At 65.3% G+C, this 21,488-nt stretch carries 20 protein-coding genes; 11 read left to right on the top strand and 9 right to left on the bottom strand.

Translation table 11 applies throughout. The features are described 5' to 3' along the window. Positions 1-88 precede the first annotated feature (88 nt). The 8 genes from D3I60_RS07060 (at position 89) to D3I60_RS07025 (ending at position 8,901) form a co-directional block, all read left to right on the top strand. Positions 89-1,312, top strand: coding sequence for a CpaF family protein (locus D3I60_RS07060; protein ID WP_262775435.1), 1,224 nt, complete (start codon positions 89-91; stop codon positions 1,310-1,312). Next, positions 1,309-2,283, top strand: a complete 975-nt coding sequence (locus tag D3I60_RS07055; RefSeq protein WP_262775434.1) for a type II secretion system F family protein — start codon at positions 1,309-1,311, stop codon at positions 2,281-2,283. Before D3I60_RS07060 ends, D3I60_RS07055 begins: the two co-directional genes overlap by 4 nt. After that, on the top strand, positions 2,280-3,218 hold the full coding sequence (locus tag D3I60_RS07050) for a type II secretion system F family protein (protein WP_262775433.1): 939 nt from the start codon (positions 2,280-2,282) through the stop codon (positions 3,216-3,218). Before D3I60_RS07055 ends, D3I60_RS07050 begins: the two co-directional genes overlap by 4 nt. A gap of 101 nt (positions 3,219-3,319) precedes the next feature. Beyond that, on the top strand, positions 3,320-3,598 hold the full coding sequence (locus D3I60_RS07045) for a hypothetical protein (protein ID WP_276584439.1): 279 nt from the start codon (positions 3,320-3,322) through the stop codon (positions 3,596-3,598). A 58-nt stretch (positions 3,599-3,656) separates the two neighbouring features. Next, positions 3,657-4,055, top strand: coding sequence for a TadE/TadG family type IV pilus assembly protein (locus D3I60_RS07040; RefSeq protein WP_262775432.1), 399 nt, complete (start codon positions 3,657-3,659; stop codon positions 4,053-4,055). Beyond that, positions 4,048-4,497 (top strand): hypothetical protein, encoded by a 450-nt coding sequence (locus tag D3I60_RS07035; RefSeq protein WP_262775431.1) that lies wholly within the window; start codon positions 4,048-4,050, stop codon positions 4,495-4,497. Before D3I60_RS07040 ends, D3I60_RS07035 begins: the two co-directional genes overlap by 8 nt. 1 nt (position 4,498) lies before the next feature. Beyond that, positions 4,499-4,984, top strand: coding sequence for a pilus assembly protein TadG-related protein (locus D3I60_RS07030; protein WP_262775430.1), 486 nt, complete (start codon positions 4,499-4,501; stop codon positions 4,982-4,984). A gap of 146 nt (positions 4,985-5,130) precedes the next feature. Beyond that, on the top strand, positions 5,131-8,901 hold the full coding sequence (locus D3I60_RS07025; protein WP_262775429.1) for an FtsK/SpoIIIE domain-containing protein: 3,771 nt from the start codon (positions 5,131-5,133) through the stop codon (positions 8,899-8,901). Here D3I60_RS07025 and D3I60_RS07020 read toward each other — a convergent pair. After that, on the bottom strand, positions 8,875-9,915 hold the full coding sequence (locus D3I60_RS07020) for a GNAT family N-acetyltransferase (protein WP_262775428.1): 1,041 nt from the start codon (positions 9,913-9,915) through the stop codon (positions 8,875-8,877). The two genes, D3I60_RS07025 and D3I60_RS07020, sit on opposite strands and share 27 nt — an antisense overlap. A gap of 44 nt (positions 9,916-9,959) precedes the next feature. Here D3I60_RS07020 and D3I60_RS07015 point away from each other — a divergent pair, with 44 nt between their 5' ends. The 3 genes from D3I60_RS07015 (at position 9,960) to D3I60_RS07005 (ending at position 13,165) form a co-directional block, all read left to right on the top strand. Then, positions 9,960-10,769: a purine-nucleoside phosphorylase gene (locus D3I60_RS07015; protein ID WP_262775427.1), complete on the top strand. Its 810-nt coding sequence runs from the start codon at positions 9,960-9,962 to the stop codon at positions 10,767-10,769. Between the two features lie 61 nt (positions 10,770-10,830). Continuing rightward, complete coding sequence (locus D3I60_RS07010; protein ID WP_262775426.1) at positions 10,831-12,654, top strand: phospho-sugar mutase; 1,824 nt, start codon at positions 10,831-10,833, stop codon at positions 12,652-12,654. A gap of 94 nt (positions 12,655-12,748) precedes the next feature. Then, entirely contained in the window at positions 12,749-13,165 is a 417-nt protein-coding gene (locus D3I60_RS07005; protein ID WP_262775425.1) for a hypothetical protein, read from the top strand. 70 nt (positions 13,166-13,235) lie between these two features. Here D3I60_RS07005 and deoC read toward each other — a convergent pair whose 3' ends face one another. The 8 genes from deoC to D3I60_RS06965 form a co-directional block, all read right to left on the bottom strand. Continuing rightward, positions 13,236-13,883 (bottom strand): deoxyribose-phosphate aldolase, encoded by a 648-nt coding sequence (gene deoC / locus D3I60_RS07000; protein ID WP_262775424.1) that lies wholly within the window; start codon positions 13,881-13,883, stop codon positions 13,236-13,238. Between the two features lie 134 nt (positions 13,884-14,017). Further along, positions 14,018-15,307: a thymidine phosphorylase gene (locus D3I60_RS06995; RefSeq protein WP_262775423.1), complete on the bottom strand. Its 1,290-nt coding sequence runs from the start codon at positions 15,305-15,307 to the stop codon at positions 14,018-14,020. Next, positions 15,304-15,453: a hypothetical protein gene (locus D3I60_RS06990; RefSeq protein WP_262775422.1), complete on the bottom strand. Its 150-nt coding sequence runs from the start codon at positions 15,451-15,453 to the stop codon at positions 15,304-15,306. The genes D3I60_RS06995 and D3I60_RS06990 overlap by 4 nt, the downstream gene beginning before the upstream one ends. Next, positions 15,437-15,943, bottom strand: coding sequence for a cytidine deaminase (locus tag D3I60_RS06985; RefSeq protein ID WP_262775421.1), 507 nt, complete (start codon positions 15,941-15,943; stop codon positions 15,437-15,439). The genes D3I60_RS06990 and D3I60_RS06985 overlap by 17 nt, the downstream gene beginning before the upstream one ends. A gap of 74 nt (positions 15,944-16,017) precedes the next feature. Then, entirely contained in the window at positions 16,018-17,301 is a 1,284-nt protein-coding gene (locus D3I60_RS06980) for an ABC transporter permease (RefSeq protein WP_262775420.1), read from the bottom strand. 1 nt (position 17,302) lies between these two features. Further along, complete coding sequence (locus tag D3I60_RS06975; protein WP_262775419.1) at positions 17,303-18,535, bottom strand: ABC transporter permease; 1,233 nt, start codon at positions 18,533-18,535, stop codon at positions 17,303-17,305. After that, positions 18,532-20,190, bottom strand: a complete 1,659-nt coding sequence (locus D3I60_RS06970; RefSeq protein ID WP_262775418.1) for an ABC transporter ATP-binding protein — start codon at positions 20,188-20,190, stop codon at positions 18,532-18,534. The genes D3I60_RS06975 and D3I60_RS06970 overlap by 4 nt, the downstream gene beginning before the upstream one ends. A gap of 74 nt (positions 20,191-20,264) precedes the next feature. Further along, entirely contained in the window at positions 20,265-21,326 is a 1,062-nt protein-coding gene (locus D3I60_RS06965) for a BMP family lipoprotein (RefSeq protein ID WP_262775417.1), read from the bottom strand. Positions 21,327-21,488 lie beyond the last annotated feature (162 nt).

The raw sequence follows: 21,488 nt of genomic DNA, 5'->3' as shown, positions 1-21,488 counted from the left end.
TTGGGATTTCACTAGATTCTTCATTCGACTACAGATAGATTAAACAGCAAATCACACTGTGAGTTGAATGATCAGGCAAGGGTTCAGAGTGGAAGCCACCGAAGTCATCACCAGCGAAGTTCACAAACGGATCAGAGATCTCGATGTGGACCCCCGCGCCGATATTCAGCGCTCTCGCGAGCTCATCCGCACCGTCATCGCCGAATACGATGAGCGCAGCCTCCTCGCCGATCTCCCCGTGCTCGAAGACAAAGAGGCGACGTTCCGACATATCGATCATCAACTCTCCGGGTTCGGTGCCCTGCAGGACTATTTCGATGATCCGCACGTCGAAGAGATCTGGGTAAACTCCCCGAGCGAAGTCTTCATCGCCGTCAACGGAATCCACCAGCTGACAACGACGAAGCTCAGCGCCGGTGAACTCGATGACCTCATCGAGCGGATGCTGCGCACCACAGGCCGCCGCGTTGACCTATCCCAGCCGTTTGTCGACGCCATCCTGCCCGACGGATCTCGGCTGCATGTCGTGCTGCCCGATATCACCCGCACTCATCCGGCCGTGAATATCCGCAAGTTCATCGCCCGGCCGCGCAACCTCGCCAACCTCGTCGCTCACGGATCCCTGACTCCCGGGGCCGCCGATTTCCTCGATGCGGCCGTGACCTGCGGGGCCAATATCCTCGTCTCGGGAGCCACCCAAGCCGGCAAAACCACCATGCTCAACGCCCTGGCCGGCTCGATACCGGCCCGCGAACGCACGATCTCCTGCGAAGAGGTCTTCGAACTCAACCTGCCCAGCCGCGACTGGGTCCCCATGCAATGCCGTCAGCCGTCACTGGAAGGCACCGGCGAAGTCACTCTCCGCGCCTTGGTCAAAGAGGCGCTGCGGATGCGGCCGACGCGCATCATCGTCGGCGAAGTCAGAGAAGCCGAAAGCCTCGACATGCTGATCGCGTTGAATTCTGGCCTCGCCGGCATGTCGACACTCCACGCCAATTCCGCCCGAGCTGCGATCACGAAGATCTGCACTCTGCCCCTGCTGGCCGGGGCGAACATCTCCTCGGCGTTCGTCGTGCCCACCGTCGCAGTCAGCCTCGATGTCGTCGTCCACCTGCGCAGGGATCCGTCCGGAGTGCGCCAAGTCGATGAGATCTGCGCGGTGCCAGGCGGAGTCGAAGGCGACGTCGTCGAACTCGACACGATCTTCCATTCGCCACGCGGACAGCTCGTTCGCGGTCAGGGGTTCGGCCACCTCGGCGAGCGATTTGCGGCCATCGGCCGCGATCTTCACGCCATTCTGGAGGCGGCGTGAGCTATTCCCAGTCCGCTCTGCTCATCGGTGCCTGCCTCGGGGCAGGACTATTCCTCATCTGGATGTCGCTGTGGCGGCGACCGCAGGGCAAGCGGACCCAGTCGCGGTGGGTGCGCGAACTCGATGACATGCTCACCGGGGCCGGGTTCCCCAGGCTGCGGCCGGCCCACTTGCTGCTCATCTCCGTCGCAGCGTTCTGTGTCGTTGCGGTCGTCGCGACAGTGTTCACCGGATCGTGGGCGATCGCGCAGTGCTTCGGTCTGTTCGCCTCCTGGCTGCCGCATCGGGCGCTGCAGCATCGGGCTCGGAGCCGACAGGTGATGCGGCGGGAGCTGTGGCCAGAGACTCTAGACCATCTCAATTCCGGTGTCCGTGCGGGTCTGTCCCTGCCTGAAGCACTGAGCTCTCTGGCCCATCGCGGACCCGAACCGCTGCGACCGCTGTTCGAAGTCTTCGCCGAGGAGTATCGGGCCAGCGGCTCGTTCGCATTGGCGTTGGAGCGCTTTCGGCAAGTCAGCGCCGACCCTGTGGCCGACCGCATCGTCGTCGCGCTCAGCGTCACCAGGCAGGTCGGCGGCAGCGATCTGGGCACCATGCTCCGAGCCTTGGCTCAGTTCGTCCGCGACGATGCCCGCACCCGCAACGAGCTCTCTGCCCGGCAACAATGGACGGTCAACGGCGCCCGATTGGCCGTCGCCGCACCGTGGGTGGTCCTCGCTTTCCTGTCGACTCGGCCCGAAACGGCAGTGGCGTACAACTCGCGGACCGGGCTGGTCCTCCTGGCGGCGGGCTTCGTCGTCTCTCTGCTGGCGTATCAGGCGATGAAGCGCATCGGTCGGCTCCCGTCCGAACCCAGAGTCATCGAGGGATCCTCACTCAGCGCCGCCCATCGACGTTTCTCAGGCAGCGTCGGCATGAGCAACGGATTCTCCGCAGACGACACAGACGCTGCGGATGGGCCGGCGGCATGAGTCTCCTCGGCGAGCCTCTGTCGATCCTGGCTCTCGGACTCTTCAACGGCTTCGCCCTGTATGTCTTCGTCCTCTCCCTCCCGCCGCTGCGCAGACCGACTCTGTCGTCGCGGATCGCTCCCTATCTGCGGGATCAGGAATCCTTGGTCGACATCTACGCTCCGCCGACCCCTCGCACCGAGGGGTTCGGGGGACTGGTGAAGTCCTGGTTGATCGGTTCGACTCTGTGGGTGACGTCGCGCATCACCACGGATGCGACTCTGCGGCTGCGCATCGACCGTCTCGGCGGATATGCCACGATCGAGCGCTTCCGCATCAGCCAGGTGCTGAGCATTCTCGTCGGGATGATCGTCGCCGGCGGTCTGGCCGGTGCCCTGTCGGCGCAACGTGGTTTCTCCCCCATCGTCACCGTCGTACTCGTCTTCAGCGGCGGCATCGCCGGGCACGTCTTCAACGATTGGCGGCTCAGCCAAGCGATCGCCCGCCACGAATCCCGCGTGCTCGCCGAATTCCCGACCGTCGCCGAACTCCTCGCACTGTCCATCACCGCCGGTGAGGGGATCGTGGAGGCTCTCGAACGCGTGTGCCGCACCTGCTCCGGCGACCTCATCGACGAACTCCGCGCGGCCCTGGCCGCCACCCGCACGGGCACACCGTTGGTCGAAGCGCTCGATGTGATGGCCACGCGCATCGCCATCCCCGAGATCGTCCAGTTCGTCGACGGCCTCGCCGTGTCGATGACCCGCGGCACCCCGCTGGCCGAAGTCCTCCGCTCCCAAGCCGCTGACGTGCGCGAACAGTCTCGACGACGGCTGCTGGAACTGTCCGGTCGCAAAGAGATCGGGATGCTCATTCCTGTTGTCGTATTCGTGCTTCCCGTCACCGTGATCTTCGCCGTCTTCCCGTCTCTGACCGTCCTCGACCTCAGCCCGTAGCGACCGCACTCCGCACCACCGACCAAACCCGTTCCCACAGCCAGTCCCGCCCCACCGACCACGCGGGTCGAAACCTCGACCTCGCCGATGAAGGAGACACGATGTTCCGCCAGTTCACCTACCGCCTGATCCCGCTCGTGCTCGGGCTCATCCCGGGTCCTCCTCCGCGAGGTCGAACCACCATCACCGAGGCGGCCGAGACCGACATCGATGCGAATCTCACCGCCGATGTCGACCGTCCCGATCGCGGTGACGTTCCCGGCTGGGTCCTCATCACCCTGATGACTGCGGGGTTGGTGGTCGCATTGTGGGCACTGGCAGGCGAGGCCTTCACCTCGATGTTCCAAGACGCGATGAACAAGGTCCGCGGGGCCGGGTGAACCAGCTGTGACCAGTGGCGACGAGACACTACCGGGAAGTCGGAGGAAGGTTGCCTCGATGACGGAGACAGGCGAGCACAGCGATTCGGGATCCGCTGTCGCCGAGTTCGTCCTCATCGCCTCGCTGCTGGCCCTCATCCTGGCCGGCGCCCTGCAGATCGGTCTCGTCATCCACGTCCGCAACACTGTCATCGACTCCGCCATCGCAGGGGCGAGGCAGGCGAGCCTGGCCGATCAGACTCCGCGCGACGGGCAGAAGCTCACCCGCGACCTCATCCGAGTGTCCGTGGGCGAGCGCTATGCCCAGAAGGTCACAGTCTCGACGTCACAGCGCGGAACTGTCGAGATCGTCGAGGTGAGGGTGACGACCCCGCTCCCGGTCCTCGGACTGTGGGGACCCGCCGAGGTCTGGGACCTGCGCGGACGATCCATCGTCGAGGACATCGACCGTGACTGAACCCGAGTTCGTTCAGGGAATCGCGACCGACGACGGAGACGAAGGAACGGCGGTCATCGAGTTCATCTTCGCCTCCATCGTCCTGCTTATCCCGGTCATCTACCTCATGCTCACCCTCTCCCAACTGCAGGCGGCCAGCTATGCGACCACCTCGGCGGCGATGTCGGCCTCACGTATCGCCGCCCGCGACGCGACCCCCTCGGAGGCTCGCGCCCATGCCGTCGCGAAGATGCATTTCGCGGACTTCGGGCTGCGGGATGCGCCGACTTCCATCACCTACTCATGCGCCGGACCCTGTGGACAGGCCGGCTCTCTCGTCACTGCACGAGTCGAGACGAAAGTGTCACTACCCGGGTTCCCGCTCCTCTTCGGCTCCGACCGGTCACCGCACATCACATTGCGCGCAAACCACACCGACGTCGTCGCCACAGGACTTCAGTGATATGCCGACCACGGGAGAGCACCGCTGTGAACGGGGACGCGAATCGCAGATCGGCCGCAAATCGGATCATGATTCGGATGCCGGGTCGATCACGCCGCTGGCCATCGGCTTCGTCGTCATCGCCTTGCTGCTGGCCTTCCTCATCGCGGCCCTGACCGACCTGCACATGGCCCGCCGAGAGCTGCAGGGGCTGGCCGATTCTGCGGCGCTGGCGGCCTCGGACTCGTTCGAACCGGCTCCCGGTGACGACCCCGGTCTCGTGTTCTCGCCTCCGGCGGCCAAACGCGCCGCCGGACGGTACCTCGACGCGGTGCCGACTCCGAAGGACATGGGCAATCTGCGGTTGAGTGCCGATGCGGATGGGATGCATTCGGTGCGCATCCGCATCGAGGCCCGCTATTCTCCGGCTCTGCTCTCACCGTTCGTGCCCGGCCTCGTCGACCTCCACGCCACCGCTTATGCCCGGGGTGCCCTGCGCCTCGACTGATCAACCCGAGTCGTCTCCACTTCGACGCCGATTCCTGTGGGCACAGGCTCCACTCACGCATCCTGAGGCTGTAGATGCCCAAACCGTATCCACATGGCGCTTTCTCGCTCTTGCCCTAGCCATGCGTCCGCGGTGAGTCTGTGGGTATGAGAACCCTGGGGCTCATCCACCGCATTGGGACGAACGGAGCCGTCACAAGCATGAGCATCGAAGCCGAATCAGCCCAACCGGCCTTCGACGTCTTCCGTTCTGCCCTCGGAGCGGAACTGACTTCGCAGGACTTGGTCGTGGGCAACCGGCTCGACAACCACAGAATCGAGTCGATCAGCTGGGGTCAATGGCAGGGACTCAATCCCATCACCGTTGTTGGAGCGAATGTTCTGCGCACCACCGACGACTGTGCCGACTCCGCACAGACGAGCGTATCCGTCCTTGCAGGACCGGATGCGGGATTCACCCTGACACTCGACCCACGGCGGGCCCACTTATCTCGACTGCCCCACCCCGATTGCCTGACTATCATCGACCCTAGTATCTCCCGCGCCCCTCAGCCGCTGCGGCTCGATGCCACGGGGCCTGGGCCCGCCGTAGCTCTGGGGGCGACTGTGCTCGCACCGGTCCCGTCATACGGTTCTTCAGCCGGCACTTCTTCCTCTATTCCCCGTTCGGCTCCGCCGATCCGGTCCCCGCCGCTGCACCACAGCCATGACATCCACATCGCCCCGAAGACGATCGACGATCCTCGGCCGGCCAGACCCCCACAGTGGTGGACGTTCCTCATCCCCGTCGGCATCGGCGTGGTGCTGGCCGTGGCCACCGGAATGTGGTGGTTCCTGCTCTTCAGCATCTCGGCCCCGCTCTCCGGGTGGGTCGCCTACTTAGTGGAGAAGAAACGCTTCACCCGCGACAGCGCACAATGTCGACTTGACCGCGACGAGGCGTTGGCCGAGGCGCGGGCCAGGCTGAAGCGCCTGGAGACGGCTCACCGTCAGATGATCTTCTCTTCCCCTGGTCTGTGTCTGGGTTTCGGGACGGTCTTCAGCGACCTCACCATCGACGAACGCTTGCAGGACAGAATCGACCACGTCGACGGTCGGATCGTCTGCACCGATATGCCGGTCCGCATCGATCCGCGTACAACCACGGTCACCGTCAGCGGAACGCCCGCAGTCCTGCGCACCATGGCCTTCGCCTGGTTGGCCGACCGGCGATTCAGATGGCGACCGAGTTCCGAACTCTCATTGCTGCCGGAATTGGCAGGCACCCGGTTCTCCGCCGACCACGCATCGACCACGGTCGGGACAGGGTCACGCCCAGACGCCGGCATCGACGACCCCATCTCGATCACCCTCGACGAGGCGTCTCACCCCGCAGTGCTCACGCTCAGCGCCCCGCATGCCGGCTCTGCGGTCTCGCTGACGGTGGGCTCTCTTGCGCAGGCACGCACCACGTCCTCGACTGCGCCCGGTGGCCCGGTGCCAGGACGGGCACTCGTCGCTACTCTCATGCCGGCCGCGCGATTCGTCACTCTGCACTCTGGCCGCTCAGCCGAAACCGGCCCCCGCACCTGGCCCGACCATGGGCTCGGCGAGCTCTGTGACGATGCGCCCGAGGCCATCAGAGCGCGGTGGCGGTCTCCTGCCTCGGGGCCGGTGCCGATCGGGCGCGGAACCGACGGTGAGGTCGGCATCGATCTGTTCTCCGACGGTCCTCACGCTCTCGTCGCCGGCACCACGGGCAGCGGAAAATCCCTGCTCCTGCAGACATGGCTGCTGTCGATGGCCTTGGCACAGCCGCCTCGGCGATTATGTTTCGTCCTCATCGACTTCAAAGGTGGGGCCACGTTCTCACCGCTGCAGGATCTGCCGCACACCGACAGTGTGCTCGACGATTTCGACTCCGGTCTCGCCTTTCGCGCTCTCGTATCCGTGCGTGCCGAGATCACTCATCGGGAGCGGCTGCTGGCCGACCACGGGTGTGCCGATGTCGCCGATCTTGCCGACCCTCCCCCACGACTCGTCGTCGTCATCGACGAGTTCCATGCGCTGATGGCCACTCATCCTCGCGCCGCCGACCTGCTCGAACGCCTCACAGCTCTCGGCCGGTCTCTCGGCGTCCACCTCATTCTCGCCACTCAGCGCCCGATGGGCGTCGTCACCGGGCAGATGAAGGCGAACATCAACATTCGCGTGTGCCTGCGAGTGCGCGATGAGACCGATTCCTTCGACGTCATCGGCTCCGAGGCGGGTGCGTTCCTGCCCGCGGACAAGCCTGGCGCCGCCTGTCTGGACTCCGGGATCAGCGTCACCCGGTTCCGCGTGGCGGTTCCGTTCGGAGATGACGCCCACACCGAGGCGGCCCTCCGCCCTCGCGTTCGTTCCTGGGGTCCGGGGCCGGTTCCGTCCCTGGCCTGCGGCGCCCACGGCGTTCACGTCGACAACATCATCGCCGCGGCTCACGACATCGCCAGGGCCGAGGACGCTTCAGCTCATCGACAGGTGGTGCTGCCTCCCTTGCCGGAACCTGAAGAGATGTCGGACGGGGCGGCAGGAAGCCCGGCCCGTTCTGCTGGAGAGCTCGCCTCTTCCTCTGCGGGACCGGTGACGGCAAGTGGTGAACTCGATCCGACCGTCACGGGGATCATCGATGTCCCCAGTCAGCAGCGGCAGCAGATGTGGACATTCGACCCGGACGTGGACGGTTCCACGATCCTCACAGGCGGTAGCCCGGACACCGTGGAATCCGTGCTTGCGACCATGGCACGGGCGGCCGCTCCGACCCGACGGATCATCGCGATCGGCAGAATCGCCGCGGTCCTCGACTGGGCCGAGATCAGCTGCGGATTGAGCTCGGGCTGGCAGATTCAAGCGGTTCTCGACCATCTCGCTGTCCGTGGGGACCCGAGCAGATTCTCGCGCGACAGTGAAAGCACAGATTCCCCGACCGGGTCAAGGCAGAGTCGACAGCCACCGAGCCTAATCGTCTGCAGCAATTGGGCCGAGTTCGTCGACTCGCTCGACCACTATTGGGCCGAACGGGCCGAACTTCTCCTCGGACATGGTGCCGAATCGGATCTCGTGTTCCTGCTCGCCGGGTGCCGGAATATGACGAGCAGGAGTTCTCGATTCGCCACCCAGATCATCTTCCCGCCCGAGGCCGGCGAAGACGGAACGAGCGTCGGGCTCAGCCGGCAGCGATTCGCCGGTTCGTGGCCGGATCTCCGCGCCGTCATCCGCGGTCCCCGCGCGCGGGCCGCCGGCGGGGACGGTGCCGATGTGCAATTCGCACCCGGTGATGCGGCACAATTCGATTCGTCCACGTGCGGGACGGGCACGAGCATCCTCGGCGGACCACCCGGCATTCCGGAGTCCCGAAAGGGATTCGCTCCATGCTGGCGGGGGCTTGACCAACTTGTGGGCATGGGCGAAGAACCCTGCGGCGGCATGCCGGGCTGCATCCCGGTAGGCGTTGACGCTTTCGGCGACTCCGTCGTGTGGGATCCCCGGCGAGACGGTTCGGTTCTCACCGTTCGCGGTTCTCCGCAGAGCGGCAAGACCGGATTCGCGACGTATGTTGCCCGCCTCGGCGGGGTCTCTGTGCACGACGATGCACACATGGCCTCAGATCCTGTCGACTGGGATCTGCTCGACGGACGATTCCATGTGCTCACTGTGCCGACACGGTTCACTCCCGGCTATGGTTCCCCTCTGACCAAAGCTCAGAGTCTCGGACCGCTGCTCGTGCTCGGTGCGCATACCAGGCAAGATCTCACCGGGCTCGGAGTGTTGCGACAGGCCCCGCTCGACGGGCTGCCGGGGACGGGCTGGTTCGTCACCGAGGACCGGGCTCGCCCTGTTCGCCTCTTCAGCCCAACGGGAGTCGAGCCTGAGTCAGCTGACGTCGGAAGGCGGTCCTGAGAGAGTCTCGTAGCGGTAGAGCTCGGTGGCGGTTCCGGCGTCGAGCAGTCGATCGGCGAGCGAGGAGATCACGGGCATTCCGCTCGTGACTTCGATGACGACATCGGCGTCGACCGACAGCCTGGCCAAAAGGAGTTCAGCATCGGCGACGGCCGCAGCGAAGTCCTCACCCGTGGTGTCTGCGGCATCGTCGCGAGTCTCGAACATCGACCCGAGGATGAGCTCGGTCGGCGGTTCTTCGTCGACCTGATCGACGGTGGCTCTGCCGTCCCCGACAGTATCTCCGGCACCCGGTTCACCGGCCGAGGGCAGAACACCGGCGGTTTCATCGGCCTCCCGCGCATACGACACGGCGAAGGCGCTGAGTCCACCCGCCTCGGCGGTTCCGGCAGCGCCGTTCAGCAGTGCGGCACCATGAGCTCCGGCTGCCTCGGAGAGGAAGACGTTGTTCACCTGTCCGATGGTCAGCGGGCCGACGGCATCGTCGCGGTTGACTGCGGTGTACCAGGCGAGGAACGCCTTCGTCAGCTTCACCGAACCGGTCGCAACGATCTCGAGGTCCTCGGCCCGACCGCCGCCGGCCGGAGGCAGAGCACCGGCGGCCACCTTGACCACACGGGTCGTCGTCAGCGGGGTGAAACCGAGAGCCTGCGCGAAGCCCTCTCCCGGGCTCCCGGCGTGCACACGGGCGCGCAGATCGAGGCCCTCGAGCGCGGTTCCTCGCGTCTCCGCGCACACTGCGTCGAAGAGTTCACGTCCTTGACCATGTCCCTGCTCCTCGGCGGCGACCTCGACGTGGACCCACGCCCGGTAGGGGTGAAGCGGGGATTCGGCGATCGCGGCGGCTCCGACCGGAACATCGGGGACCACCTCGGCGATGACGGAGCGGATCAACGGCGAATCCGAGGACGGACGGAACAGGGACCTGGCCATATGACCGGCCGGGGTGGTCGCGTCGGCGAACACCTCATTCAGGCGCAGATCGTCACCGTCGGTCAGCTCTCGAATCGGCATGTGCTCGCTCCTTGGGCGGTGGGGAACTTGATAATCTTGGCGTCATGACTGACTTAAGCGATCCTACCGCCGCCGCGCACGCCGCGGCCACGACCATCAACGCGAACGCGGGCATCGAAGCCCATGACATCGCGCTCGTCCTCGGCTCCGGTTGGGGTGGGGCGGCGGACCTCCTCGGCGAGACCGTTGCCGAGATCTCCGCGGCGGAGGTCCCGGGATTCCACGCCCCCGCCGTCGAGGGCCACGGTGCGACGTTGCGCACGGTGCGCATCGAAGCCAGCGGCAAGCATGCGCTCGTCCTCGGATCGCGCACCCACTACTACGAGGGCAAGGGTGTCCGGGCAGTCGCCCACGGTGTGCGCACCGCCGCTGCGGCCGGCTGTTCATCGCTGGTGCTGACGAACGGGTGCGGCGGGCTCAACCGCAATTGGGGGCCCGGCACTCCGGTGCTCATCTCCGATCACATCAATCTCACCGGCACCTCTCCGATCGAGGGCGCGAACTTCGTCGACCTCACCGATCTGTACTCCCCGCGGATGCGCGCCATCGCCAAGGAGATCGACCCGACGCTAGACGAAGGCGTGTACGCACAGTTCCGCGGACCTCATTACGAAACCCCCGCCGAGGTGCGCATGGCCGGGATCCTCGGTGCCGATCTGGTGGGAATGTCGACGACGTTGGAGGCCATCGCCGCACGTCAGGCCGGGCTCGAACTCATGGGAATTTCGCTGGTGACGAACCTTGCCGCCGGCATCCAGGAGACCCCGCTCTCCCATGCAGAGGTCATCGAAGCCGGAGCCGCCGCCGCCCCGCGCATCTCCCGTCTGCTCGCCGACATCGTCGCGAAGCTCTGAGACGGCCAGCCCCACTCCGCACTCCCCCTCCCCGCCACCGCGAATTCGCAAAGGACCTCCTATGACCCGCGTAGCCGACCGCTTTACGAATGGATTCGACGCCGAGGTGGTCCGCGCCTGGATCGCCGACGACCCCGATCCGCAGACGGCCATCTCCTTGGAGCACATCCTCGCCGAGGCCGAGGGCGGCGACGAGGCGGCGGTCGCCGATCTCGAGGACCGGTTCTCCGGTCCCCTCGTCTTCGGCACGGCCGGTCTGCGCGGTGAGATCGCCGCCGGCCCGAACCGGATGAACCGGGCCGTCGTCATCCGTGCCGCCGCGGGACTGGCCGCCTTCCTCGCAGACACTGTCGGTGAGGGCTTCCAAGTCGTCATCGGGTGCGACGCCCGGTACAAGTCCGCGGAGTTCGCCGCCGACACTGCCGCCGTCATCACCGCTGCCGGCGGTGTCGCGATTCAGCTGCCCGAGCAGCTGCCGACCCCGCTGCTGGCCTTCGCGCTGTCGCTGCGCGGGGCCGATGCCGGGGTCATGGTCACCGCCAGCCACAATCCACCAGCCGACAACGGCTACAAGGTCTACCTGGGACAGCGTCCGCTGCAGGCGATCGGATCCGAGGCCGACGCCGAGGCGGGTGCCGGAGCGCAGATCGTCAGCCCGGCCGATGCGCTCATCGCCGGAAGGATCTCAGCAGTCGAGTCCGTGGCGACTGTGCCGCGTGCGGAGTCCGGGTGGGAGCACCTCGACGAGTCGATCGTCGAGGACTATCTGTCGCGCATCGACGATCTGGGTGTCCGGGCGGAGTCGGATCTCTCGATCGTGCTGACCTCGCTGCATGGTGTCGGTGCCGGAGTCGCCGAGGCGGCCCTGTCCCGCACCGGGTTCACAAGCCTCCACCCGGTGGCCTCCCAGCAGGCACCGGATCCGAACTTCCCGACGGTGTCCTTCCCGAACCCGGAGGAAGCCGGCGCGCTCGATGAGTCCTTTGCCCTGGCCCGTGAGGTCGGTGCCGAACTCATCATCGCCAACGATCCGGATGCCGACCGATTCTCCGCGGCCATCCCGGATGAGTCGGCGGCCATCGGCTACCGTCAGCTCACCGGCGACGAGGTGGGTCTGCTGTTGGGTGAGGATGCCGCGACCCGATTGGCCAAGGGAACTCATCACACGGAGGGTGCAGATGCTCCTGTCTTCGCGAACTCAATCGTGTCTTCCCGGAGTCTGGCGGCAGCGGCAGCCAGCCACGGGTTCGGAGCGGTGAACACGCTCACCGGGTTCAAGTGGATCTCCCGCGTGGCCGGACTCGTCTTCGGATACGAAGAGGCACTCGGCTACTGCGTCGACCCGACTGCAGTTCGTGATAAGGACGGCATCTCTGCCGCTGTGACGTTCGCAGCGCTGGCCTCACGGCTCAAGGCTGAGGGGTCGAGCATCGAAGCCGAGCTCGATCGGATCCGCGGCCGTGACGGCTACTTCGCCACCGCTCCTCTGTCTTTCCGCCTCGACGATGTCTCACTCATCGCCACGGCCATGGCGAAGCTGCGCGAGAACCCCCCGGCTACGCTGGCCGGCTCCCCGGTCGCCGAGGTCCACGACCTGTCTGCCGGGTATGAGGGGCTGCCGCCGACCGATGGAATCCTGCTCCTCTCGGAGTCGAACTCGCGGGTCATCGTGCGTCCTTCGGGTACCGAGCCGAAACTGAAATGCTATCTCGAGGTCGTCGCCGAACCCTCGGAGATCCAGGCTGCAGCCGAGGCCGATGCACGTGCGGCGGCCAGCGCCGGAGTGCGCCTGCCGACCGCCTCGGCGAGTGCGTCCCTCAAGCCAGCCCTGACGGAACGGTTGAACTCGATCAGCACCGAGCTCAAAACCTTCTTCCCCCTCTAATTGCTACCTGACGGCGGCCCAGCAACCTCGCGCGAGGTTGCTGGGCCGCCGTCACGTAGTATTAAGGTCCCTTGGGAATCAGAAGGAGGTAACGATGGACGTTCCTCACGATCCAGAGGTCGACGCGGTTCTGACCAGCCTGCTGGGATCACTGGGCGAAAGCAGCAGCGTCTTCGGTGCCGGTCGGCTCGGTGCCGAGTGGTCGGCGAAGCGGCTGAAGACTGAGACCCATCATGCCGTCATCGAGGTTCCACCGGATGTGACCGAACGCGTTCTCAACGAGGTGACTCAGCTGGTGTCCGCACACACTCCTGCGACAGACGACCCTGTCGTCACCTTCCGCGGTGTCATCGGATCAGGCTTCGCGTCGATGAATCCGGCCTACGTCATCGTCGTGCTCGACCGGAGAGAGTCGACTCTGGGGATCGCGGCCCATGCGAAAGAGGGCCTCATCAAACAGCGAACGGCGCAGAAGGCCGTCACTAAGATCCGGGAAGCCATCGCCCTCTGACCCTCCCAGAACTACCTGACGGCGGCCCAGCAACCTCGCGCGAGGTTGCTGGGCCGCCGTCAGGTAGCAATTAGAGGGAGTTGAGGATTGCGGCGCTGCCGGAGAGGCCCAAGCGGGACGCACCGGCGGCGATCATCTCCTCGGCGGCCTCGGCGGTGCGGATTCCGCCGGAGGCCTTGACGCCGAGGCGGTCGCCCACGGTCTCGCGCATGAGCGCTACAGCGTGAGCGCTGGCTCCCCCGGCCGGGTGGAAACCGGTCGACGTCTTGACGAATCCGGCACCGGCGGCCTCGGAGCGGCGGCAGGCCTCGACGATCTGCTCATCGCCCAGCGCCGCCGACTCGATGATGACCTTGACGAGGGCGTCCCCGCTGGCCTCGACGACGCCGCGGATATCGGCCTCGAGACCGTCGAAGTCCCCCGCGACGGCCTGTCCGATGTTGATGACCATGTCGACTTCGGCAGCACCGTCGGCGACGGCCTGAGCAGCTTCGGCGGCTTTGATCTCCGGCTTCACCTGGCCGGAGGGGAACCCGACGACGGTCGCCACGACGAGCTCACCCGGATCGGTGACCGGCAGCATGGACGGTGACACGCAGATCGCGAGCACGCCCAGCTCCTTCGCCTCCGCCACGAGAGCATCGACGTCGGCGGGGGTCGCTTCGGGCTTGAGCAGGGTGTGGTCGATGATGTTCGCGACATCGGTGCGGCTGGTCATTCGGTCCTCCAGAAGTGGTCGTGGGAAGTTGCGTGGTCGTGCATGGTTGCGCGTGCAGGTGCCGCGCAGAGTCATCATGTCCAGCGTAGCGAGGCCAGCGGCCGCGCGGCAGTGCTGAGAGTATGCGATTCGGCTCAGGTGATCGTGTCGAAGACAATCGATTCCGGCACCGAGGCGGCATCCCCGCCGATCTCGACCGCGGACTCCAATGCCTCGATGGCGCGCTCGAACCGTTCCGGGGTCGCCGTGTGCAGTGTCATGAGCGGCTGACCGGCCGTGACCGTGTCCCCTGGTTTGGCGTGCAGTTCGATTCCGGCCACGTCCTGAACCGGATCTTCCTTCCGTGCCCGTCCGGCGCCGAGACGCCACGACGCCACCCCGACACACAGCGCATCGAGCTTCGTAAGCACCCCAGAGTCGGTCGCAGTGACGACCTCGGTGTGCTCGGCGACCGGCAGAGCGGCGTCCGGGTCGCCGCGCTGGGCGCGGATCATCTGCTTCCACTTGTCCATGGCCCGACCGTCGGCCAGCGCGGCTCGGACGTCGACATCGGTCTTGCCTGCCAGGCGCAGCATCTCCTCCGCCAGAGCCACGGTGAGATCGACGACGTCGGCGGGTCCGCCGCCGGCGAGGACCTCGACGGATTCGCGGACCTCGAGGGCATTGCCGACGGTCAGGCCCAAGGGCGTGGACATGTCGGTCAGCAGCGCCGATGTGTTGACGCCTGCGGCCTTGCCGAGTTCGACCATCGTCTGCGCGAGTGTGCGAGCCTTCGCCAGGTCCTTCATGAACGCACCGGAGCCGACCTTGACGTCGAGGACGAGACCGGAGGTGCCCTCGGCGATCTTCTTCGACATGATCGAGGAGGCGATGAGCGGAATGCAGTCGACCGTCGACGTGATGTCGCGCAGGGCGTAGAGCTTCTTATCCGCCGGCGCCAGACCGGATCCGGCGGCGCAGATGACAGCGCCGACGTCCTCGAGCTGGTCGACGATCGCCTCGTTGCTCAGTCCGGCCCGCCAGCCGGGAATCGATTCGAGCTTGTCCAAAGTGCCTCCGGTGTGGCCGAGGCCGCGGCCGGAGAGCTGTGGGACGGCCACGTCGAATACGGCGACGAGCGGAGCCAGGGGCAGGGTGATCTTGTCCCCGACTCCTCCGGTCGAATGCTTGTCCGAGGTGGGCCGGGACAGGGACGAGAAGTCCATGCGCTCACCGGAGTCGATCATCGCCTGCGTCCAGTGCGCGATCTCAACCGGTGCCATGTCGTTGATGAAGATCGCCATGGCCAGGGCCGCCATCTGCTCTTCGGCGACAGCACCCCGAGTGTAGGCGTCGATGACCCAGTCGATCTGCTCCTTGCTCAGGGCTCGGCCATCTCGCTTCGCAGCGATGACGTCGACGGTGTCGAATGCTTCTACGCTCACGGTCTCAATCCTTCGTTGTCGTCGAATTCTGTGTTGTCAACGATGCGTGCGTCGTCGTCGAAGTCTTCGTTGTCAGCAATCCCTGCGGTGACGTTCCGGGCCACAGCCGCCTCGGCGGGGTAGGAATCGTCAGTGCTTGGCCTCATGCCCGTCGTGCGCCCCGGCCAGGTGGTCGGGTCCGAAGGCTTCGGGCAGGACCATGGACATCGGGGCACGTCCGCTGGGCATGTTGATGACGAGGTCGTTGCCGCCGTGTTCAAACAGCAGCTGTCGGCATCGTCCGCAGGGAACGAGGGTGTTGCCCTCTCCGTCCACGCAGTCGAAGGCGACGAGGCGGCCCCCGCCGGTCATGAACAGCTCGGAGACCAGCGAGCATTCCGCGCACAGCGTCACCCCGAACGAGGCATTCTCGATATTGCAGCCGCCGACGATGCGACCGTCGTCGACGAGACCGGCGGCTCCGACAGGGTAGTTCGAGTACGGCACATAGGCCTTCGCCATCGCCCGTTTCGCCTCGGCTCGCAGCAGCTCCCAGGTGCCTTCGCTGAGGTCTTCGGGGCTTACCGGGGTGGGTTCCTCGCTCCAGACCGGGTCGGTCGACTCGGGTGCGGAAGCGCGGGGTTCAGGGGCAGTCATGGGGATATCTCTTCCTTCGGGTGGTGACTGTGGGGTGATCGAGGGGAAATGCCGATCCATCGCCGAGGCGGGGCTCACTTCACGTAGGGCACACCTTCCGCGGCCGGCGGGCGGACCCGACCGACGAATCCGGCGACAGCGAAGACGGTGACGATGTAGGGCAGCATGAGCAGCAGCTCGTTGGCCACCGGGGTGCCGATGGACTGCAGAGTGTTGCCGAGGCTCTTGGAGAATCCGAACAGCAGGGCCGCGAACAGCGCACCCTTCGGGTTCCACTTGCCCAGGATCATCGCGGCCAGGGCGATATAGCCCTGTCCGGCCGACATCTCCTTGCCGAACGCCAATCCGGAGCCGACGGTGAAGAAGGCACCGCCGAGGCCGGCGATCGCACCGGCGAGCAGCGTATTGCGCACGCGGGTGAAGTTGACCTTGATGCCGACGGTGTCCGCCGCCTTCGGGTGCTCACCGACGGCGCGCATCCGCAGACCCCACTTCGAGCGGAACACGAAGATCTGCAGCGCGATGACGACGACGTACATGATGTAGACGAGGATGTTCTGGTCGAACAGCACCCGTCCGAGCACCGGAATGTCCGAGAGCAGCGGGATCGGCAGGTTCGGCAGCTTCTGGCGGGAGTTCCACAGTTCCGGGTCCTGGGTGAGCACCGTCGAGTAGAGGAAGCTCGTGATGCCGACGACGAGGACGTTGAGGACCACGCCGATGATGATCTGGTTGACCCAGTATTTCACCGCGAAGAACGTGAGCACCACTGCGACCAGGGCACCGGCGATGGGAGCGGCGAGCAGTCCCGCGTACGGGTTCTTCACCACCGAGGCGACGACCGCGGCGAGGAACGCACCGGCCAGCAGCTGGCCTTCGATGGCGATGTTGATGATGCCCGAACGTTCTCCCACGAGACCGCACATGGCGCCGAAGATCAGCGGCACGGACAGTGCCAGGGCACCGGCGAGCAGCGTCGTCAGCGGGATGACGCCTCCGGATCCGCCGCCGGCCCAGGCGAGGAAGGAGAGAACGAAGATGACGCCGAAGAGCATCGGGAACCACGAACCGAGGTCGATGCGCTTGATCGCCACATAGATGGACACGGCGGCCATGATGATGAGCAGTATGCCCAGCGTCAGCCCCGCCACGGTCGAGGACACGGCGAAGTCGGGGATGGCGAAGAAGTCTCCGCCGGTGGCCACCCGGAAGGTCGTCTCCCCGTCACGGCCGATGAGGCCGAAGAAGATGAGCGAGACGAGGGCGAGGATCGTATAGACGATCGGGAACTTCCAGGCGATCGGCGCAAGCGCCTTGACCTGGGTCGAAGGTGTCTTATCCATGGTCTGAGCAGTCATCTCAGTCCTCCTTCCGCTTGAGCACCGGTGTGGGCAACCGGAAGATCGACCTCACCAGGGGCGGGGCCGCGATGAGCAGCACGATGACGGACTGGACGACGAGGACGATGTCGATCGGCGTACCGGTCTGGGACTGCATGAGGTAGCCGCCGGCCTTGAACGCACCGAAGAGCAGGCCCGCAAGGAACGTCCCCAGCGGCTTCGACCGTCCCAGCAGGGCGACGGTGATGGCGTCGAAGCCGATCGATCCGCTGATTCCGCCGGTGAGTTTGTATTCGGTGCCGAGCACCTGAGCGGCACCGCCGAGTCCGGCCAGGGCACCAGCGACGATCATGACGAGGATCGTCACCTTCGACACGGAGATGCCTGCGGTCCGGGCCGCGTGCGGGTTCGCGCCGACTGCCTTGAACTCGAAGCCGATCGTCGAGCGCTCGAGCAGCCACCACACGAAGATCGTGGCGAGGATGGCGATGACGAACCCGAAGTGGAGACGGAACGGCGGCGGCAGCAGCAGGAACATCTGCGCGGAGTCGTCGATGACGCGGGACTGCGGGTTCGCCGAGGTCGTGTGGGTGAACCAGTTCTGCTTGAGCAGGTAGCCCAGTGCGTAGCCGGCGATCGAGTTGAGCATGATCGTCACGATCACCTCGTTGGCTCCGGTGCGTGCCTTGAGGACACCGGCGATTCCGGCCCAGATCGCACCGCCGATGATTCCGCCGATCGCGGCCACGAGCATGTGGAGAACGGGAGGCAGCGGCAGCGCGTAGCCGAGGAAACCGGCGATGGTCGCGCCGAGGATGACCTGGCCCTGACCGCCGATGTTGAACAGACCGCAGCGGAAGGCCAGAGCGATGCCGAGACCGGTGAGGATGAGCGGGGTGCCCGAGACCATCGATTCTGTCAGCGGGCGGATGGCGCGTTCGGTGGTGCGTGCGTCCCAGTCGAAGATCGCTCCGCGGAACAGCGCCGAATAGGCGTTGCCGACGGTCTGGAAGAGCGTGGCGAAGAACTCGCCGGGAGCGGCGAAGAAGTTCTCGGCTGCCGCGACGACCTCCGCGTTCGACACGGCGATGAGGACACCGCCGAACAGAAGGGCGAGTACGATCGCCAGCAGCGAGACCAGCCAGGATCCCGACATGATCTGCTGGAGCAGAGTCTGTTCCTTGCCGTCCTCGGTCTCGGACTCCGGCGGCGGTGCCGCGGAAGGAGCCGCCGGTGAGATATCAGTCGTCATTTGGTCTCCTCCGCCGAGGTGGTGGCTGAGTCATCGTCCGCGGGCTCGGTCGCACTGGAGGCGGGTTTCGCCGAGGCCGCGGCCGATTCCGTACCTTCTGCTTGGTTCGCGGCACCATCGGTGCTCGTGGTGCCGGCCGTCGCCTCGAGAGCTTCGCCGGCGGGAACGCCGGCCATCATCAGGCCCAGTGCCTCGCGGGAAGTCTCGGGCCCCACGATGCCGACGATGCGCCCGGCGTACATCACGGCGATGCGGTCGGCGAGGCCGTAGACCTCGTCGAGTTCGGTCGAGACGATGATGCAGGGGGTGCCGGAATCGCGTTCGGCGATGACGCGCTTGTGCACGAATTCGATCGATCCGACATCGAGTCCGCGGGTGGGCTGGCTGGCGATGAACAGTCGCAGATCGCGTCCGAGCTCGCGGGAGAGCACCACTTTCTGCTGGTTTCCGCCGGAGAGGGTCGAGATCGGGTCGGAGACGCTGCCGAGGCGGATGTCGAACTCCTCGACCTTCTTCTTCGCCTCTTCGCTGATGACCTTCGACCGCATATTCAGGCCCTTGGCATAGGGCTCACGGTCGTAGACGTCGAGGATCATGTTCTCGCGGATCGCGAACTCCGCGATGATGCCGTCGGTCGACCGGTCTTCGGGAACGAAGCCGATACCGGCACCGAGGCGGTCCTTGACCGAATCCCCGACGAGCTTCTTCCCATCGAGGGTGATCGTGCCCAACCGCGGTTCGATGAGACCGATGATCGTCTCGGCCAGTTCGGTCTGCCCGTTGCCCTGGACTCCGGCGACGGCGAGGATCTCGCCGCGACGGACGTCGAAAGACACATCGTCGACGACGACGTTCTCGGCCTTGTCGACGACGGTGAGTCCGCGCACCTGGAAAGTGGCATCGCCGGGATCGGCGGCATCCTTCTCGGTCGTCAGAGACACGGCACGGCCGACCATCTGGCTGGCCAGCTCGGTCTCGGTCGACTCCGGCGAGGCCTCTCCGACGATCTTTCCGCGGCGGATGACGGTAATCGAATCAGCGATCGCACGGACCTCACGGAGTTTGTGGGTGATGAAGACGATCGACGTGCCCTGCTCCTTGAGCTGGCGCATGATCGAGATCAGCTCGTCGGTCTCCTGCGGAGTGAGCACAGCCGTGGGCTCGTCGAGGATGAGGATCTCGGCATCCCGGGACAGGGCCTTGATGATCTCCACTCGCTGCTGGGCGCCGACAGGCAGATCCTCGATGAGGGCATCGGGATCGATGTTGAAATTGAAGCGCGAAGAGATCTCCTTGACCTTCTTGCGCGCCTCGCTGATGTCGAGGAGCCCGAGGCTCTTCGTCGGTTCGTAGCCCAGCGCCACGGATTCGGCGACGGTGAACACGGGCACGAGCATGAAATGCTGGTGGACCATGCCGATGCCCGCGGCGACGGCATCGCCCGGCCCGGAGAACTTCACCGGCTTGTCGTCGATGAGGATCTCTCCCCCATCGGCGTCGTAGAGTCCGTAGAGGACATTCATCATGGTGGATTTGCCGGCGCCGTTCTCACCCAACAGGGCGTGGATCTCGCCCGGTTCGATGGTGAGATCGATGTGGTCGTTGGCAACGAACGATCCGAACACCTTGGTCATCCCGCGAAGCTCGAGTTTCACTGCTTCCGGTTCTCCTCACAAATTTGAAAACTGCAGGGCCGAAAGAACTCGGCCCTGCAGTTTAACCGACGAGCTTACTTCGGTGTGCTCTCTGACTCGACGACCAGGCTGCCATCGACGATCTGCTTCTTCAGATCCTCGACCTTCTTCTTCACGTCCTCGGGAACCTTGTCTTCGAAGTCGTGGTACGGAGCGAGGCCCACACCTTCGTTCTCGAGCGTGCCGACGTAGGGCTCATTCGAGAACTTGTCCTCCGTGCCTTCCTTGATGGTGTCTTCGACGGCCTTCGAGATCTGCTTGACCACCGAGGTGAGGATGATGTCGCCGTATTCGGTCGACTCGTAGCCGTCGGAGTCGACCCACACGAGGTTGACGTCGCCGGCTTCCTTCGCGGCGGCCGCGGCACCGAGGCCGACGGGTCCGGCCACGGGCATGATCACGTCGGCACCCTGCGAGATGAGCTGCTTGGTCAGCTCCTGACCCTGGCCCTGGTTCTCGAAGTCACCGGAGAACGATCCGTCCTGCTTCTTCTTGTTCCAGCCGAGCAGCTTGACGTCTTTCTTGTTGTCCTTATTGAACTTGTCCACGCCGTCGGCGAATCCGTCCATGAAGATCGTCACGGACGGAATCTGGATGCCGCCGAAGGTGCCGACCTTGCCCGACTTCGAAGTCGCGGCCGCAACATAGCCAGCGAGGTACGCGGCCTCGGCGGTGTTGAAGACGACGGCCTTGGCGTTGTCGATCGTCACCGGCTTGCCGTCGGCGTCGGAGAACGTGGAGTCGATGAGTGCGAAGTTGAGGTCGGGGTTCGCTTCTGCGGCTTCCTGGATCGTGTCCTCGAGGAGGAATCCGACACCGAAGGTGAGGTTGCAGCCCTGCTGCACCATGTTGTCGACGTTCGGCTTGAAGTCCGCGTCGCCCTGCGACTCGGCGAGCTTCTCTTCGATGCCGAGGTTCTTCTTCGCGTTCTCCATGCCCTCGCGGCCGGACTGGTTGAAGGACTGATCGTCCCAACCGCCGGAGTCGGAGACCATGCACGCCATGTAGTCGGAGCCGGATTCTCCACCTGAGCCGCAAGCCGAGAGGACCAGGGCAGATGCGGCGATCATCGACACCGCTGAAGCGAGCTTCTTCACGTTTTCTCTTTTCTGATACAGACAGCGCACACGGATGAGGGCCCTGTCTGCCCTTACCGAAAATGTGAAACCACTGGACGAACTGTCATATTTTGATGAGTTTCGGTCAGTCTAATGCACTGAGGTCATTTGGAAAGGTCCGTTAGCACCTCAATCGCGGAC

This window comes from Brevibacterium permense (assembly GCF_025506275.1).
Taxonomy (GTDB): Bacteria; Actinomycetota; Actinomycetes; order Actinomycetales; family Brevibacteriaceae; genus Brevibacterium; species Brevibacterium permense_A.
Note: the sequence above shows the minus strand (reverse complement) of the source record. Positions and strands in the feature narration are given on the sequence as shown.